At 36.5% G+C, this 17,675-nt stretch carries 16 protein-coding genes; 14 read left to right on the top strand and 2 right to left on the bottom strand.

Translation table 11 applies throughout. From position 1 onward, the window contains the following. Positions 1–53: 53 nt before the first annotated feature. Both AC3B5B_RS01310 and AC3B5B_RS01305 read right to left on the bottom strand, forming a co-directional pair. Complete coding sequence (locus AC3B5B_RS01310; protein ID WP_489769113.1) at positions 54–881, bottom strand: undecaprenyl-diphosphate phosphatase; 828 nt, start codon at positions 879–881, stop codon at positions 54–56. Between the two features lie 25 nt (positions 882–906). Further along, the gene (locus AC3B5B_RS01305; RefSeq protein WP_489757333.1) at positions 907–1,926 is read right to left on the bottom strand and encodes a lactonase family protein; all 1,020 of its coding nucleotides are present in this window, start codon (positions 1,924–1,926) and stop codon (positions 907–909) included. Positions 1,927–2,019: 93 nt separating this feature from the next. Here AC3B5B_RS01305 and AC3B5B_RS01300 point away from each other — a divergent pair, with 93 nt between their 5' ends. From AC3B5B_RS01300 to AC3B5B_RS01235, 14 genes are all read left to right on the top strand, one after another. Continuing rightward, complete coding sequence (locus AC3B5B_RS01300; RefSeq protein WP_489757334.1) at positions 2,020–2,379, top strand: PTS glucitol/sorbitol transporter subunit IIA; 360 nt, start codon at positions 2,020–2,022, stop codon at positions 2,377–2,379. A gap of 10 nt (positions 2,380–2,389) precedes the next feature. Further along, positions 2,390–3,553, top strand: a complete 1,164-nt coding sequence (locus tag AC3B5B_RS01295; protein WP_489757335.1) for an AI-2E family transporter — start codon at positions 2,390–2,392, stop codon at positions 3,551–3,553. Positions 3,554–3,922: 369 nt separating this feature from the next. Further along, the gene (locus AC3B5B_RS01290) at positions 3,923–7,201 is read left to right on the top strand and encodes a pectate lyase-like adhesive domain-containing protein (protein WP_489769112.1); all 3,279 of its coding nucleotides are present in this window, start codon (positions 3,923–3,925) and stop codon (positions 7,199–7,201) included. Positions 7,202–7,503: 302 nt separating this feature from the next. Next, on the top strand, positions 7,504–8,013 hold the full coding sequence (trmL, locus tag AC3B5B_RS01285; RefSeq protein WP_489757337.1) for a tRNA (uridine(34)/cytosine(34)/5-carboxymethylaminomethyluridine(34)-2'-O)-methyltransferase TrmL: 510 nt from the start codon (positions 7,504–7,506) through the stop codon (positions 8,011–8,013). Positions 8,014–8,024: 11 nt separating this feature from the next. Beyond that, complete coding sequence (locus tag AC3B5B_RS01280) at positions 8,025–8,426, top strand: DUF1149 family protein (RefSeq protein WP_489769111.1); 402 nt, start codon at positions 8,025–8,027, stop codon at positions 8,424–8,426. 418 nt (positions 8,427–8,844) lie between these two features. Next, on the top strand, positions 8,845–9,567 hold the full coding sequence (locus AC3B5B_RS01275) for a YveK family protein (protein ID WP_489757339.1): 723 nt from the start codon (positions 8,845–8,847) through the stop codon (positions 9,565–9,567). 27 nt (positions 9,568–9,594) lie between these two features. Then, a complete protein-coding gene (locus AC3B5B_RS01270) occupies positions 9,595–10,299 on the top strand; it encodes a CpsD/CapB family tyrosine-protein kinase (RefSeq protein WP_489769110.1) in 705 nt (234 codons plus the stop codon). Between the two features lie 47 nt (positions 10,300–10,346). Continuing rightward, positions 10,347–11,192 carry an LCP family glycopolymer transferase gene (locus tag AC3B5B_RS01265; protein WP_489757341.1) on the top strand — a complete coding sequence of 282 codons (846 nt, stop codon included), beginning with the start codon at positions 10,347–10,349 and terminating at the stop codon, positions 11,190–11,192. Positions 11,193–11,223: 31 nt separating this feature from the next. After that, a complete protein-coding gene (locus AC3B5B_RS01260; protein WP_489769109.1) occupies positions 11,224–11,922 on the top strand; it encodes a sugar transferase in 699 nt (232 codons plus the stop codon). A 1-nt stretch (position 11,923) separates the two neighbouring features. After that, the gene (locus AC3B5B_RS01255) at positions 11,924–12,976 is read left to right on the top strand and encodes a glycosyltransferase (RefSeq protein ID WP_489769108.1); all 1,053 of its coding nucleotides are present in this window, start codon (positions 11,924–11,926) and stop codon (positions 12,974–12,976) included. A 10-nt stretch (positions 12,977–12,986) separates the two neighbouring features. Beyond that, a complete protein-coding gene (locus AC3B5B_RS01250) occupies positions 12,987–14,030 on the top strand; it encodes a glycosyltransferase (RefSeq protein ID WP_489769107.1) in 1,044 nt (347 codons plus the stop codon). A gap of 75 nt (positions 14,031–14,105) precedes the next feature. Then, positions 14,106–15,215 (top strand): hypothetical protein, encoded by a 1,110-nt coding sequence (locus tag AC3B5B_RS01245; RefSeq protein ID WP_489769106.1) that lies wholly within the window; start codon positions 14,106–14,108, stop codon positions 15,213–15,215. Beyond that, on the top strand, positions 15,215–16,213 hold the full coding sequence (locus AC3B5B_RS01240) for a Stealth CR1 domain-containing protein (protein WP_489769105.1): 999 nt from the start codon (positions 15,215–15,217) through the stop codon (positions 16,211–16,213). Before AC3B5B_RS01245 ends, AC3B5B_RS01240 begins: the two co-directional genes overlap by 1 nt. Positions 16,214–16,233: 20 nt before the next feature. Then, complete coding sequence (locus AC3B5B_RS01235) at positions 16,234–17,649, top strand: oligosaccharide flippase family protein (protein WP_489757347.1); 1,416 nt, start codon at positions 16,234–16,236, stop codon at positions 17,647–17,649. The last annotated feature ends 26 nt before the right edge of the window (positions 17,650–17,675 follow it).

The raw sequence follows: 17,675 nt of genomic DNA, 5'->3' as shown, positions 1-17,675 counted from the left end.
GTATGAAAAAAGGTTGCAGGTTAAAAACTGCAACCTTTTTAATATCAACAATATTATTTCAAAAAGCCAAAGTAACCAATAACGATGATTGCTAAGATGATTCGGTACCAGCCAAAGGCTTTAAAGTCGTTTCTTTGAATGTAGTTGAGTAAGAATTTAATTGATAGATAAGCTACAATAAATGAAACCAATGTGCCGACTAATAAGACACTAGTTTGCATGACAGTAAAAGTATTACCATGCAAAAAATATTTAACCAGTTTTAAACCACTAGCACCAACCATTGTCGGAATAGCTAAGAAAAATGAAAATTCTGTAGCTACAAAGCGGGAAGTGCCGATTAAAATGGCGCCTAAGATAGTTGCTCCGGAGCGTGAGGTTCCTGGAATTAATGATAAAACTTGAAAGACACCAATGGCTAAAGCAATCGAATAAGGTAACTTATCCAAGTTCGTTAACCGAGGCTGACGTTTTTTGTTCCAATTTTCAATGATAATAAATAAAATTCCATAGATTAATAAAGTGGCAGAAATAACTTGCCAGTTATTAAAATGTTCGTCCATATAATCATTTAATGGTAAGCCAATGATGACAGACGGCAAACAAGCTAGTAATACTTTCAACCATAAAACCCAAGTTGATTTTTTTTGCTGATTATCTTTGGTGGGTGAAAAAGGATTTAATTTATGGAAGTAAATTACGACCACGGCCAAGATGGCGCCTAATTGAATCACCACCATAAACATATTAATGAAGGCGGTAGATTCCTTTAATTTAACAAATTCATTAGCTAAATATAAATGCCCCGTGGAGCTAATAGGGAGGAATTCTGTAATTCCTTCAATAATGCCTAAAATAATGGCTTTAAAAATGTTTAACATCAGTTTCCTCGTTTCAGATTAGTGATTAGTAAAATTTGATGCAAGTACCTTCGGGAACTTGACAATCGTGATTGTTAAAAGTTAATTGACCGGAATCTAAATCACGATTAAAAATCGTAACGTCATTGGATTTTTGGTGCGGCACTAAAACAAACTGGCCCGTAGGATCTAAGCAAAAATCACGCGGAAAATCACCCTGTGTTTTGATGGTTTGTAAATGTTCCAGTTTCTTACCATCAGCACTAATCCGAAATGAAACTAGGGAATTGTGACCTCGATTGGAAGTATATAGGTATTGACCGTCAGCGCTGATGCGAATAGCAGCGGCAGTATTTTCACCTAAATATTCTTGCGGTAGTAAGTGATAGGAATCTAATAAATTAAATTGGCCGTGATCATAGTGTAAAACTAAAACCACAGAACTTAATTCACAAATACAATAAGCTAAATCAGGATGTTGCGGGTTAAAGACCAAATGTCTCGGCGCACTACCAGCAGGAGCAGTAAAGGTACTATTTAATGTAGCGTGTGCTTGATCATCAATTTGGTAAGTAGTAATTTGATCTGTACCATAATCGCAGACAACTAGTTGTTCATCAGGTGTGAGATGAGCCATGTGCGGATGAGCTGCTTCTTGTTCTGGTTTAACACTACTGCCTTCTAATTGAATGGTATCAGTAATGGTGAGAGTTTTGTCGGGATTAATTTTATGGATTGTCACAATTCCAGTATGAAAATTAGCGGAAAAAACTAATTGTTTTTGTTCAGCTACTTCCACATAAGCCGGTGAACTTCCATTTTGTAGGGCACTGCCCAGATAGTTAAAGTTATTATTGAGATCATACGCGGCAATCCCGCCCTGGTCGCCATCTTGAACAATGGAATATAAAATATTATTATTAGAAATTGTAAAGTAGGTTGGTCCTTGTAGTTTGACAGCTAAATGAGCTGCAGACAGGCTAGCTTTTTGTGTATCAAATTCTAATTGATAAATTCCTTGACTGGTTTGTTTTGTGTAACCACCGATTAATAATTTTTCTTGCATGAAGAAAACCTCCTTGAACAACATTTTATAACAACTTCCATTAAAATGCTGGTAGTATTATAGTAATTTATCATAAAAGTGAGTGTAAAAGATATGGAAATCAAAGCAAAAATAACTGAAATTGGTCCACAAGCACTTGATTCGAGTGATGATTTTTTGATATTATTCAATTCCAGTGCAACCTTGGATTTGCGCAAAGTTGCTCTGATTCAAGAGTTTGCCGCGGGACAGCAGCAATTGTTAAATTTACAAGTAGGACAAAAGATAATGATTGATCACCACAGTTTTACAATTCAAGCGGTTGGTCAACAGGTCAACGATCAATTGCGAGCCATTGGTCATACGATCTTGTATTTCCAAAAAGCTCCCAGTAATCCCCAGATTAACGGTGTTTATGTAACAGGTACAATGCCAAAGCTACAGGTTGGCTCTATCATTTGTTATGAACAGTAATGAGGTAAGTATGAAAAAAAAAACTTGGTTTACAAAATGGTTTTTAAATAATAAGTTTACAGTGGTTTTACTGAATGTACTCTTATTATTTTTGATCATTGCGGTTTTTGCTAAAATTAGTTATGTTTTTCGCCCATTGTGGCAAATTTTAGGAATTATTTGTCCACCTTTAATTGTGGCCATGATCTTGTATTATTTAATTAAGCCGTTGACCAATTTTTTGCAACGGCGGTTGCATTTGAATCGAATTGTAGCTATTGCAGTCGTTTTTTTAGTGATTTTATGTATCTTAGTCTGGGCAATTTTGACATTGATCCCAATTTTACAGAGTCAGGCAACATCTTTAATCAAAAACTTGCCGGCCTACTGGCATTTAATTCAACATACGATTAATGCAATTAGCCATGAGCCGCATTTACAAAATTTGCATCTGCAAGATAATTTATCTTGGAGTAAATTTTCGGATACTTTTATGAACAGTTTGGGCGGGACTTTTGATACGGCTTGGAATAATTTTACTTCGGCTTTAGGAGTTATTTCCAATGTGATCATGATCTTTTTAACGGCACCGTTTGTCCTCTTCTTTTTACTGAAGGATGATCAAAAAATTAAACCAGCAATTTTAAAGTTTATCCCTAATCGCTTAAAAGCAGCGACAGCACAGACTTTAAGCGAAATCAATGCGGCACTTAGTTCTTATATTCGTGGACAATTAACGGTCGCTTTCTGGGTCGCAGTGATGTTTAGTGTTGGCTATTTAATAGTGGGCATGCCTTATGGTATTCTGTTAGGGATTTTTGCGGGAATTTGCAATCTGATTCCTTATGTCGGCTCGGCAATTGGCTTATTGCCCGCGGTGATTCTGGCTTTATTATCCGGACACCGAATGATTTTTAGTGTAATTATTATTTTTGCTATTGAACAAACTATTGAAACGCGCGTGGTTTCACCGCTAGTTGTGGGCAATAAAATGAATATGCATCCAGTAACGACGATCTTTGTATTATTGGTTTCAGGCGGAATGTTTGGTTTATTAGGAGTTATTGGAGGCATTCCAATGTATGCTATTTTAAAAATTCTATTCACTAAAACATTTAATTGGTTTGAAACTAATTCTAATTGGTACCAAGATGAAAATTTATTAGAAACACAACAGCCAAAAGATTCCCATTAATGCAAGAACAAATAATGCAAGAACAAACTTGTGCTTATAACTAAGCACAGCTATGTAAAAAAGGTTCATGAATTTAACTAATTTGGATAAAATTTTCCAAATTAGTTTTTTTATTGAGGCTAATTCGAAAATTTAGCCTTAAAAAAGCTAAATTTTAATTAAAATTTTAAACTAAACTAAAAAAACTGATTGGTTAGTATGAGTTAAATGTTTTTTACAGATTTGTTAGGAATTTATTATTTATAATAAGAAATTGATAAAATATTAGCTGAAAGTTATACTTAGCGTGATGTTTTTGTAGATGAATCATTGGGAGGTTTCTTTATCACAAAATGCGCTGATCGACGTCATATCAAGTTTTTGATTTTAATGATAGTTATGGTTGAAAGTGTCTTTTACACAACCACGTTACGAGCGGAGACGCTTAAAGGTATTGCATTAGAGCAGTTAATTCAAAATCAGGGTTTACCAGTTGGCTTAAGTCGTAGTAATCAAGTCACAGGTGATTGGAGTCAGAATTTACTGCGTAGTGATTACAGTGATTTATTGCAAATGCAAACGAACTTCACAACTGACTTAACTAATAAATTAAGTTATAAAACACAACATCAAACACCAATTTCAGATGCCACGACTGTGAGTGTTAGTACTTGGGCAGAATTTTGTGAACAGGTTCAAAACCCACAAGTAGCTACCATTATTTTAACTAACAATTTAACAGCTACTTCTTCGCCGAGCATTACGACTGATAAAACCATTAATTTTAACAATTATCAAATCAATACTGCCAAGCAAACCATCTCATTAACTCAGGGGACGACCACGGTGCAAGATGCTAATGTGGTTTCTGATCATACTAGTGCTGCTACTTATTATTGTTTTACTGCCACTCAAGGAAACCTGGTGGTCCAAGATACTAATCTGACAACTAATGCTGCACCGGCGGATATGGATAATACTAATACGAACAGTACCATTATTAATGGCGGCTTTTACACAGCTGAAAAAGCCCAAGCGCCAGTTCAACTAACTTTTGATCATGCTAATGTGTCACAACAAGTGAGTGCCGATCTGGTTCAAACTAGTATTGGTAATACTAACGATTATGCGATTGTGATGAATAGTTCTAGTGGTAGTCAATTAACTATCAATGATAGTAAGTTACAAATTCAAGCTAATAATTATATCATGTTCCCGAATATGAATAGTAATTTAAGTGTTGATAAAACAGTTAATATCAAGAACTCGACCATTGCCGCTGTTCAAGCAAGTGATTTATATACTAAAAATTATAATTTATTCTTAAATAGTGCCAATGATAATACCACGCAACGCAATTATTTTGGTCTAAATCTGAATATTAATGATCATTCTAAAATTAATGTTCTTTATAACAATGCAGGAAATTTGGATCAATCTGGAGTCATTCGAATCTATGGAGCTAATTCACTCTTTACATTAGCCAGTGGTTCCAATTTAACGATTAAAAATATTAATGGTTCTGCGATCAGTATCTCAGGCAATAATAGTCAGTTTAAAGTTACTGGTGCTGCCAATGATCAAACGACGACATTGAATGCTACCCGCGGCGAAGGCGGTGGTGGTGATTCGACCAATCCGGCGGTGCGTTTTATTTGGACTGGCGGCATGTTCTTTGATATTCAGGGCAATGCGAAAGTCAATGTTAATCAAAATTATCAAAATGTGAATAGTAAAGGGGACAATCCGCCCGGTATTCGGATGTACGGAATGGGCAATAAAATTTCTGTTTCCCAAGGAGCCGAGTTTAATCTGCATAATAATAATGCGGTAGGAACGCCTAGTGCAGGTGAATCTGGTGGACAAGGTATTTTGTATCGCGATGCTCGAGCTGATGGCACCGTTGATCCGTATAATTCTTTTGTTTTAAAAGATCCTAATTCGCAAGTTTTGGTTGCTGCTCAAAGTGGTGCTGCCATTATGACGAATTCGACACCGTTAAAAATTGATGCAGGGGATACTGCTAACGATAAGATTTCCTTCGTAGCGCGCGGTAATTATCCGAAGGGAGGAATTTTTTCTGCTCCTAGTGGGCAAAAATTAACATTTAATATGCCGTATCCGCGCTACTTTGATTTTCAAAATCAAGCTCCAAGTGGTAGTAATAGTTACTTGTTTGATGGTTCTAAGAACAGTACTTTTCAACATAATGCTTTACCTTTACAAGTTTGGGACAGTAATAGTGACATCAATGGCAATCCTTCGGGAAATTGGCAACACGTTGGTGCTAGTTATCAATCGACATCTGGTTTGTTTGCCAAATTATTTGAAGTTGTAGTTCCGACTTCTGACAGCGATGCGACAGAAGCCGCTGATTTTAAACAATATTTAGAAACTCCATTGGCTAAAAGTGGTGCTAAGGGATTAAATAAAATTACGCGGATGACAGCTAACGTCACGCCCGCTAAAGTGAGTTGGTTACAAGATGCGAATAATCAGTTTATTGATCCAGCCAATACTGATAAATATATTTGGCTCAAAGCGCAAGTTCCCGCCGAGAACGATGCCTTAAGACCGGGCTTAGATAATGAAGTGCAAGCAGAATTACAGGTTACTTTACCTGATGGTACCGTCAAAATTTTACGGGGAACTTCTGCGCTACAAGACACTTATTATGATCAAACAACAATTAAGGGCGTGATGAAAATTGCTGCGCCTGATTTACAACTGCTGCCGACGGGAACGAAAATTAAGATTTTACGAGTTTGGCGAAATGGTACTTATGACAACGGACATTATAGTTCAAGTGCCATTGTGTCCGAACCACAAAAAGATTTTGATGATAGTGAAAAAACTGTCGTTGATAAAACACCACCACTACCAGCCAAAGTTTTATCCGCCAAGTCGACCTTAACGAACAATCAAACCGCCACTAATCTGACGAAAATTGTGCCATCAACGACTGAATTGACGGGAACAGCGGCTGCTAATGCAATCGTGTCGTGGCGAATTTTAAACGCTGATGGTAGTCTTAAATATTCGTCGACGCCTTCAGAGAATACGCAAGTTGATAGCGCGGGTCAGTGGCGTTTAGAGCGATTGCACGGTTTGAATTCAGGTGATCAACTGCAAGTTCTGTTAACTGATGCAGCCAATAATACTAATCCGCAGACGACACTGACTTATCACGATACCGTCTTGCCCGGAGCAACGACCTTAGCGGTGAAGGGAGAATTGACGCTGCAAGTGCCTACCAAATTAGATTTTGGTCAGCAGCGTGCTAATGATCATCATAATATTCCTATTACTGCATTAGATGGTAATTTAGCGGTAACCGATACGGATCATCAAGCAGCAAATTGGGCAGTTAACGTTAAGCTGGACAATCAAGTTGGGGATGATTTGGGGACGGCTAATTTGCCCCTATACTATGGTGAAGGCCTAGCTAGTGCACAAATTACAACGACGCCATTAGCAATTTTCCAAAATGATCAGCCACCAATTGTCGATAATATTTTAGATATTTCTCATTCATGGACGATTGATCCGCAAACGATGGAAAATATTCCTCAAGGGCCATATTTAAAAAATGTTAGTGCTGCCACAACGATGCCCACCAAAAATCATACAGGATGTTTAGCTTGGTCTTTGACCAACAGCGTTAATTAAGGTTACTGCTCTGTTCAGGCTAATTATTCATTCATAATACTGGAAAGTTATGGCCACGTTAAAGTATATTTTTTGAAAACAAGTTGAATTCTATCGGAATTTAGTTAGTTAAGTACTCATTTTGACTTGTCAGTCTATTAAATAAGTTGTATATTATTAAGCGTGGACTTAACTTAAACTCTTTTATCAGACCTGGTTTGATAAAAGAGCTTAATCAGAAGTAATTTAACGTATCTTCTTGCTGCATTTGCCGAGGGGATGCGTTTTTTTGTAGAAAACTGATATAAAGGAAGCTTTGATACATGACTAATCATATTGCACTTTTTGAACCGTTAATGCCAGCTAATACTGGTAACATTGCCCGAACTTGTGCGGGGACTGATACTGTCTTGCATTTGATTCGACCATTAGGATTTAGTTTAGATGATAAGCATATGAAGCGTGCCGGTTTGGATTATTGGGATAAGGTTAAATTGGTGATGCATGATGATTTAACCGACTTTTTAGCTAGTATACCTGATCAACGTTATTTGTATTTGATTAGCAAGTTTTCCGATCGAGTTTACAGTGATGTTGATTATTCCAATACGGATGTGGATCATTATTTTTTGTTTGGTAAAGAAACTACTGGTTTGCCGGAAAAATTTATGCGCGATAATCCTGAAAAGTGCCTGCGAATACCAATGACTCAAAACATTCGGGCTTTAAATTTGTCAAATAGTTGTGCTTTGGTAATTTATGAAGCAGTTCGACAACAGCATTTTGCTGGGTTAGAATTAACACATCGTTATGAACATGATAAGTTACATTAGGAGATGTGAGTATGAAAGTTAACACAGGACCCGTTGTTGTGCAATCGTTTCATTATGATTTAGTTGATCCCCAATCTGAGCCACAAACGGACATTCAAGTTCAAGTTCAAGATTATCCGGTAGCCGATGGTGAAGAATTATCAGGGAAAATGGTGCAAATTTTAACACCGTTTAATGTTCATCCAGCTCAAGCGGAATTTGCCGTTTCTGGATTAATTGGACAAGTTTTTCAATTGCCTGATTTTACAGGTGAGCTATCAGAAATAACACCGGAAATGGTTGCACAATTATCACAACCGATGATTGAACAAATTCAAACCATTACTTATCAAGTGACGGCTTTGACTTTAGAACATGGTTATCATTTGGACTTTCAGGCGGATTTTGGTTCAGGAGAAATTCAGGATAATTAATTAAGTTGATAATAAGTTGATAAGACTGAGGCATGTTTAACTTTAAAAGTGGTAAAACTTTTAAAGTTAAGCGTGATAATCGGTCTTTTTTTGTGGTTTTTGAGAGTTATTTTAACAATATTGATTTGAAAAAAGTAAAAAAGATTTTAAATAAAATAATTAACAGAAATAAGCAGTTTTAGTGATTGTTAATATAAAAATTATAGTATAATTTAGGTATTAATTTAGTGTTAACTCTACAATAGTTAGAGGTAAAAATCGCTCAGCAGTCGACAATACCGGTATCGACACAAAATTATTAACTGTAATTAAATGCTTGAATTTAGCAAGACAGCGACTTTAGACTTTTAGAAATTATTACTTGGATCAATCATTAAAAATTTCTTTTGGTCTCATTCTTAATAAGGGAGGTAGGAATTTGAATCCAACAATTAATCTACTTCGTTTAGACTTAATTATTAAAAAACATTGGCAAATGTTGATTAATTGTGTCATTGTCGGATTGGGCGTGGCGGCTATTTTAACGTTTGTAATTTTAAAACCGCAGTACCAAGCGCAAACACAAGTGGTGGCAACTTTACCTCATCAGTCACAGCAAACAGATAATGATGTCAATAATAATTTGCAATTAGTTAATACGTACAAGGAGTTTGTGACGGGGGATGTGGTACTTGAACAAACGGTAACTCACCTTGATCAATTAGGCGTACATCGCAGTAGTGCGCAGGTGAAAAAAGAAGTTAAGATTAAACAAGCACCTAATTCACTGATGTTCAGCATTGTAGTAACAGATAAAGATCGTTTTGCAGCAACGGAAACAGCTAATTTATTAGCACAGATGTTTCAAAAAAATGTTCAACGATACTTAAATGTAGATAAGATTGCAATTATTTCACAAGCTAAATTACCCCAGAAGCCGACTTTTCCTCCTAAAATGTTATTTCTAGGCTTAGGCAGCTTCCTGGGATTATTGTTAGGGCTCTTTTTAAGTATTCTTTTGGAATTAACCGATCAAACGGTGAAAGACGAACAATTTATCAAACAAGAATTAGCATTACCAATTATGGGGCGGGTTGCGAAAATTTCCAAAAAGCAATTACGATTGTCTGAAAATCAAGAATCTTTACTCAAAAATAGTTAAGTTATTTCACAATAGGAGAGTGAATTGATGTTTAAGAAGTACAGATCACATACTCATGATCGAGAGCAATTAAATGGAGTGAGTTTGATTAGCTTTTTTAAACCGCAATCGCCAATCACGGAACAATTTCGTACGATTCGAACTAATTTACAATTTGTTGCGACTAAAGATCACCCTTTATATTCCATGATGTTAACTTCTCCAAGTTTAGGTGAAGGTAAGTCCACAGTGGCTGCTAATTTAGCAGTGGTCTTTGCGCAAGCAGCACAACGCGTTTTATTAGTGGACGCGGATATGCGCCGTTCAACGGTACATCGGACTTTTAACATCAATAATCAAAGCGGACTCAGCAATTTGTTAGTTGATCAAGTTAGCCTAACTGACTGTATTCAAGAAACTAAAATTCCCAACTTATCATTAATTACTAGTGGTTTTCGGCCACCTAATCCAGCAGAATTGCTTAATTCCAATAATTTGCAGCATCTCGTGCAGCAAATGGAAACTAAGTTTGATTTGGTAATTTTTGATGCTCCACCTGTTTTGGCGGTAACAGATGCACAAATCTTGTCGCGGCAAGTTACAGGCTCGTTGTTAGTGGTTCGTCCGGGAATGACTACTAAAAAATCATTGATGCAAGCGCAAGAAACCTTGAATTTAGTACACTCCACAATCTTTGGCGTAATTTGTAATGACTATGCTATGCAAGCACAATCTGGGTATTACTACGGTTAAAATCTACAATAGCTTCACAATTGTTAAATTGATTGGAAGGTAAAATAATGGGTAAACAAGTCAAACATTGGTTGAAAAGTTTTATTGTCATAGTGATTAGTTTAGTGGTTGTTGGTAGTGTCACTTACGCCGCACAATTATATTATGATGTTTATTCTGCTAGTAAAAATATTTATCATCCTAAAGCTGCGCACAATTTACGACATACGACTCAGTCAACCATCAAACAACAGCGACCAATTTCTATTTTGCTATTGGGAATTAATAATTCGCGCAAGGTGAGCCACAGTTCTCTGCCTTCGCTAACTGTAGCAACTTTGAATCCGCAAACTAAAACCGTGACCTTGACTAGTTTAAGTGAAAAAATTGCTGTTTCTTCGCAAAAGCAAAAAGTTTTGTTAGGACAAGCCTACAATCAAAAAGATATTAACTTGGTCATTAATTTAGTTCAAAATTACCTAAAAATTCCAGTAGATTATTACTTTGCTTTAAATTTACCGGGCTTAGGTCGCTTGGTAGATAACGTTGGGGGCATTCAAATGAATTACTTATCCTTAACGGGGCAATCGGCTCCACAAAAAACGCCTTTTGATGGTCAAAAAGTAATCCGTTATGTGGCCGTTGGTGCCACTGTACGTCAACAACGTCAAGATCAAGTTGTTCAAGCTTTGATTCGGAAAATTTATCAGCCCCAAACTTTAACTAGTTATTCAGACCTGCTCAATAGTTTGGAAGATAATGTCCAAACTAATTTGACATTTGCCGACTTTCAACATTTGACACTGCATTATCGTGGTGTTACGCAACACGTCAAAAAGTATCAATTACTGCCTACTAGTTCTAAGACGGTCAAATTACAGGTGCAACAAGCATTAAAACAACAATTAAAATAGTATAACCTGATGAAAGGGGAATAAGAAAATAGTGGAGGAACGTAAAGTTAAGCCACAATTTAAACTGACGACAAAAACATGGAATACTTCTGACAAAGGATTAAATATTAAATTTTATCTAATTAGTAAACGATTATGCGATATTATATTTGCAATTATTGGTCTACTAGTCCTGGTAATAGCGGCGCTAATTATCAAATTAATTTATGTAATGCATGGTGACTACCAGTCCATTTTTTATCGGCAACAGCGTGTGGGTAAAAATGGCCAATTATTTACGATTTATAAATTAAGAACAATGGTTGTTGGTGCCGATGTATTATTGAAAAATGATCCGCAATTAAATCAATTGTATGTTGCTAATGACTATAAAATTCCGATTGAGCAAGATCCACGCGTGACTAAAGTGGGAATTTTCTTGCGTAAGTGGTCGTTAGATGAACTACCACAATTTTGGAATATTTTAAAAGGTGAAATGAGTTTGATTGGTCCGCGACCGTTAGTTCCATCAGAATTGCGGAATTATCGGACGCCCCAAAGAATTAAACAATTACTGTCGATGCGCCCTGGGGTTGTAGGATATTGGCAGGCTTGTGGCCGCAGTAATATTCCTTATCCCAGACGCTGTTCCTTGGAGTTATATTACGTTAAAAATGCCTCTTTTAGCTTTGATTTTTGGATTTTTTGGAAAAGTATTATCAGTGTCATTAAACACGTAGGAGCTTATTAAGTTGAAACGACGATTAGTTTATATTGTGGAATCTTTTGGTGGCGGGGTGTTAACTTTTTTACGGGAGTTAACGCAAGGGTTAATTGGAGATTTTGAAATTATCATTTTGTATGGTCGCCGCGCGCAAACACCCGAGAATGTGGCTGATCTGTTTTCAAGTCAGATCAAATTAATTGAAATTAAAGACTTTCAACGCAGTTTAAATTTGATAGCCGATAGTCGCGCATATTGTCACTTGTATCAACTACTTAAAACTTTACAGCCCGATATTGTACATTTGAATTCTTCTAAGGCGGGCTTTTTAGGTCGCTTGTTACCATTTAATGCACAAACCAAAATTTTTTACACACCACATGGTTATAGTTTTTTAAACGCACCGCAGTCAAAGCCCCAATTAAATTTATATTTTTGGGCTGAAAAATTATTAGGATACCGCAAACGTGTGCAAACAGTCACGGTGAGTTTCAGTGAGTACCAGCAAGCTCAAAAAGTTACTAAAAATGTACAATGTATCAATAATGGTATTGACGTCCAAGCAATTGATCCAATTCAGCCAACTGATTTGCCATATCAGCATGCGATTGTAACGGTAGGGCGCATTAGTGAACAAAAAAATCCGAAGTTTTTTAATCAGTTGGCGCAAAAGTTTCCGCAACAACAGTTTTTGTGGTTGGGTGATGGACCCTTGAAGTCACAATTAACGGCGCCAAATATTCAAGTTTTAGGTTGGTTAGCGCACGAGCAAGTATTGGCTATTCTCAAACAAACGTCAATTTTCATTTTATTGTCTAAATGGGAAGGATTATCATTGGCATTATTAGAAGCGATGTATTGCCAGAATAGCTGCATAGTCAGTAACATTGCTAGTAATCAAGCAGTGATTCAGGATCAGCAAACAGGCTTGGTGGTTGCCGATTTACCGCAAGCTGTGGCGGCATTAAACGAGTTATTAAAGCAACCTGATTTATATAGTAGAGCTGCCCAAAAAAGCGTGCTGCAGAATTATGATGTACGACGGATGGTTAAAAAATATTACCAATTATATAATTCATGAGGAAACTATTGTGAAAAAGATTCTACATTTTGTGCGTACAAATATTTTTAGTGGCTTGGAAAGTACGGTTTTAAATATTTGCACCTTAGTTCCTGGCTATCAGCAAGCTTATGTTTCACCATCAGGAGTAATTGATGACTATTTAAGTGCAGCTCATGTTCAACATATTATTGTTCAGCAATTAACTCCTAGGATTGTCCGGCAAGTGATTGAACAATATCAGCCAGATATTGTCCAAGGTCATGATGTGGTCGCCAGTTTGTGTTTAGCAGCCAATGCTCATTATTGTCATCAAAGCCAAATTCAAATTATTTCCCAATTGCATAGTAATGATCCCCAAATGACACATTTGACGTGGCGGTCATTATTATATGCAGTGAGTAGTTTGAGTTACGACCGAGTGATTGGAGTGTCAAAAGCTGTTTTAGATGAATTTTTATTCAAGAAACTGATTACTGATAAATTTACAGCTATTGAAAATGTGATTAATCCACAAAGCATTAAGCAACAATTACAGTCTGCTCAAACACTGAAGAAGCAGTGGGATTGCTTATTTATTGGACGATTAGTGGCGGCTAAGCAACCTTTGAAATTTGTCGCTATTATGGCAGAACTAGTTAAAAGAAAGCCTGATTTGCAAGCAGCAATGTTAGGCTCAGGGCCTTTAATGACGCAATTACAAAAAATGATTAGGCAAGAAGGATTGCAAAATAATATTACTTTATTGGGCTTTCAAAAAGATCAGTATGTATATCTTAATGCTACTAAGTTATTAGTCATCACTTCTGATTATGAAGGTTTTGGTTTAGTGGCGTTGGAAAGTTTGTTACTGGCCAAACCAGTGATTGCTCCACCGGTTGGGGGGCTTGTTGAAATTGTTGATTCCACTTGCGGAGCTTTAGTGCAGACGAAGGCAGAATTTGTAACGGCTATTATGCAGCTCTTACAATCACCGACTTTGTACCATTCTAAAGCTGTAGCAGCCCAGCAAAAAGCTCAGCAAATTAACCGTTTGGATCGGTTTCAACAGCAGTTTAGTCAGATTTATCAATAAAATTTTGCTGCAGTCAGCAGCTAGGTAATGTGAGTGTAATGGAAACTGTAAGTAACTCAAAGGAGATTATAATTAGTGCAATGGGAATTGAGGTCTAAAATTTGGCTGAATATGTACGGTATTTACTTATTTGGTTATATTGTATTAATGACGAGTAATTTAGGGCTAACCACGACACTGCAATTTCCTTTTTTGATTGTTTCCATGCTGGGGTTTGGTCCCTTTTTACTTTGGCGCACTTATTCTTTAACTGAATTTTTAGTTTTGGTGGGGAGCATGATCATGGCGATCATGGTTTCCGTGACGTCACATACAACCGTCTTTATTGTGTTAATTGTCTTTATTTTTAGTGCACAAAATGTGCCCGTTAGAGCTTTTGTTAAAAAAGATTGGTTAATGCGGCTTGTGGCGGTCAGTTTAGTTATACTTTTGTCAATTATGCACCTCATTCCCAATCTCTTATTGAATCGTAATGGTAGTGGCTTACGTTCTTCGTTAGGATTTGATCATCCGAATACGACGGGACAAATGTTGCTGGCTTTGATGGGTGATTTAGCGTTTCTTTACGGGCGCAAGCATCCTTACCTGGTTAATTTCACCATTCTTGCAGTTTTTATATGGAATATGGTTATGGTTGATTCACGCTCCACCGAATTAGGATTAGTGGTGTTATTGCTGTTTAATTTGTATTTTAATTGGCAGCAATCGGCCGGTCTATCTAAAACATGGATCTTAATGTGGATGGTGTTACCTTGGGTTTTTACTGGGATTTCAGTTGGTTTGATTACTAACTTTTCGGGCAGTAATTTTTATTGGCGTTTGAATGAATTATTATCCAATCGTTTAGCTTACATGAATAACGTTTGGAATTATTATCCGGTGACTATTTGGGGACAATTTATCCCCACTGGAAGTGGTTTTTATCAAGATTTAAACCGCAACGTCATCGATAATTCTTATTTTTCCATTTTAATGCGGACGGGTCTGATTTCCATTATTATTTTTCTAGGCTATCTCAGCGCTGTCATCAAACGCTTAATTCAACGACATAATTTTCAACTATTTGCCTTAGTCGTCGTTGTTTGTCTCGTTAGTTTAATGGAATCGCGTTTAAATTATTTTCAGTACAATATTGGTTTATTAATTTGGTTTATGAACGATTCGGCCCAAAAGGAGAGTAAATGATGTCCGAGGCAAATATTGATGCTGTAATTACTTGGGTTAATGACAATGATCCTAAGTGGTTAGCTAAAAAAAATCATTATCAACCCCAAGCAGATCAGTTTTTAAATGGAGCAGCACGGTACCGAGATTTTGATACCTTAAAGTATGTCTTGCGTTCTTTAGCTGATTTTGCGCCATGGATTCACAAAATTTTTTTAATAACGGATCAACAAGTGCCACAGTGGCTAGTTGAGCATCATGCAAAGTTACAAGTCGTTGATCATCGCGACTTTATTCCAACGGAATTTCTTCCGACTTTTAATTCCAATGTGATTGAAATGAATCTATACCAAATAGCTGAATTGTCTGAAAATTTTATTTTATTTAATGACGATACGTTGTTAACCCGACCAGTGCAACCTACAGATTTTTTTGTGCATGATTTACCTAAAGATACCGCCGCTTTATCCCCCATTTGCCCAGAGATTGATGGAATTGAAAGCTCGATGGCTAATGATGTCAAGTTGATTAACTCGCAATTTACCCAAAAAGCAGTGGTAAAAAACTATTGGTCAAAATTTTTTAATTGGCGTAACGGCCCCTATAATTTACGGACTTTGTTTTTGTTGCCTTATACCAAGTTTAGTGGTTTTATGGACTTTCATATTCCACTATCACTCAAAAAAAGTGTGTTACAAGCTTTGGCAGAACAATTTCCTCAACAATTTTTACAGACTAACAAACACCGCTTGCGCTCAAATGGTGATCTGACCATTTGGTTGGTTCGTTACTGGCAGCTGTGCACGGGACAATTTCAACCGCGCAGCTATCGTTTTGGTAAATATTTACCATTAACTGACTTGCCTGCTATTCAAACAGCTTTAACTGATCGGCATTGTAAAACTATTTGTGTGAATGATGTTCCAATGACAACGACACAATTACTGGATGTGCAGAATAATTTGGCGGGAATTTTGGAGCAAAGATTACCCCATAAATCATCGTTTGAAAAAAATTAAAACAATGGGAGATTTTAGTAGTGCAGTTAATTAAGAACTATTTATATAACGCAGTTTACCAAATTTTTGTATTACTAATTCCGTTAGTCACGATGCCATATATTGCCCGCGTTTTGGGAGCAAAAAATTCTGGTATTGTGGCCTTTACGGCTTCCAATACGCAATATTTTGTATTACTGGCTTCGTTAGGAATATCAGTTTACGGCAACCGAGAGGTGGCTTATCATCGCCAAGATCGACGCACATTATCACAAATTTTTTGGGAATTATTTAGTTTACGACTTATTATGATGTTTGTAACCCTGGGGTTATTTGCGCTCTTATTAATAGGACAGAAGCAATATGTCATGGCTTACATGGCACAATCTGTTTTAATTATTGCCACGGCATTTGATATTTCGTGGTTTTTTATGGGCTTAGAAAATTTTAAAGTGACGGTGATGCGTAACTTTGTGGTCAAACTCATTTCCTTGGTTTTAATTTTTATTTTGGTTAAGTCGAAAGCAGATACAGTCATCTATATTCTTATTACTTCTGTAGCCCAATTGTTAGGTAATTTATCTATGTTTACTTATCTCAAAAACTATGTGATTTGGCCGCAATGGCCATTGCATTTTTCTAAGCATTTCCGTCAAGCCTTACTGTTTTTTATACCCCAAATTTCAGTATCCTTATATACTTCGTTTAACAAAACTATTCTGGGTTGGTTAGTTTCAGTTACTGCTGCAGGGATGTTTGACTACGCTGATCGAATTGTCCGCTTAGCATTAGCGGTGGTCACGGCGGTAGGAACCGTCATGTTACCACGAATGGCGCAAATGTTTGCTCAAGGCAATTTGACTAAAGTCAAACGTTATCTATGTTTGTTATTTAACGGAATTAGTTATTTGGCTGTACCAATTATGTTTGGTTTGGCTGCCATTGCACCCAAATTTATTCCGTTTTTTCTAGGTCACCATTATCAAGTTGTGAGTGTATTAACGATGCTAGAAGCAGTGGTGATTGTCATTATTGCCTGGGAAAATGTGTTGGGTAATCAATATTTAATTCCCACTAATCAAACAGCAACTTATACGAAAGCAATTTTAGTAGGAGCGCTGGTGAGTTTATTGTTGAATCCACCATTAGCCAAATTTTTTGGACAAATAGGTGCCACCTTTGCCATGGTAATAGTGGAAAGTAGTATCTTACTTTATGAATTATTTGCGCTCAGAAAAGTAGTTTCTTGGAAAGAATTGTTTGGAGATTGCTGGAAAGCCTTTTTAGCTGGTAGTATCATGTTCTTAGTGGTTTATCAACTGAACTTGTGGTTAAGCTTTAACATTGTTACGCTATTATTAGAAGTGGTTTTAGGCGTAGTAATCTATTTTAGTTTGTTGTGGATTCTACATCCGCAAGTTAAAACAGTTGTGTTAAATTTACTCAAGCAACATTAATTTTGATAAAGATTGGTAAAAAAAGG

The organism is Bombilactobacillus sp. ESL1187 (assembly GCF_058107155.1).
This window is presented reverse-complemented; position numbering and strand designations above follow the sequence as displayed.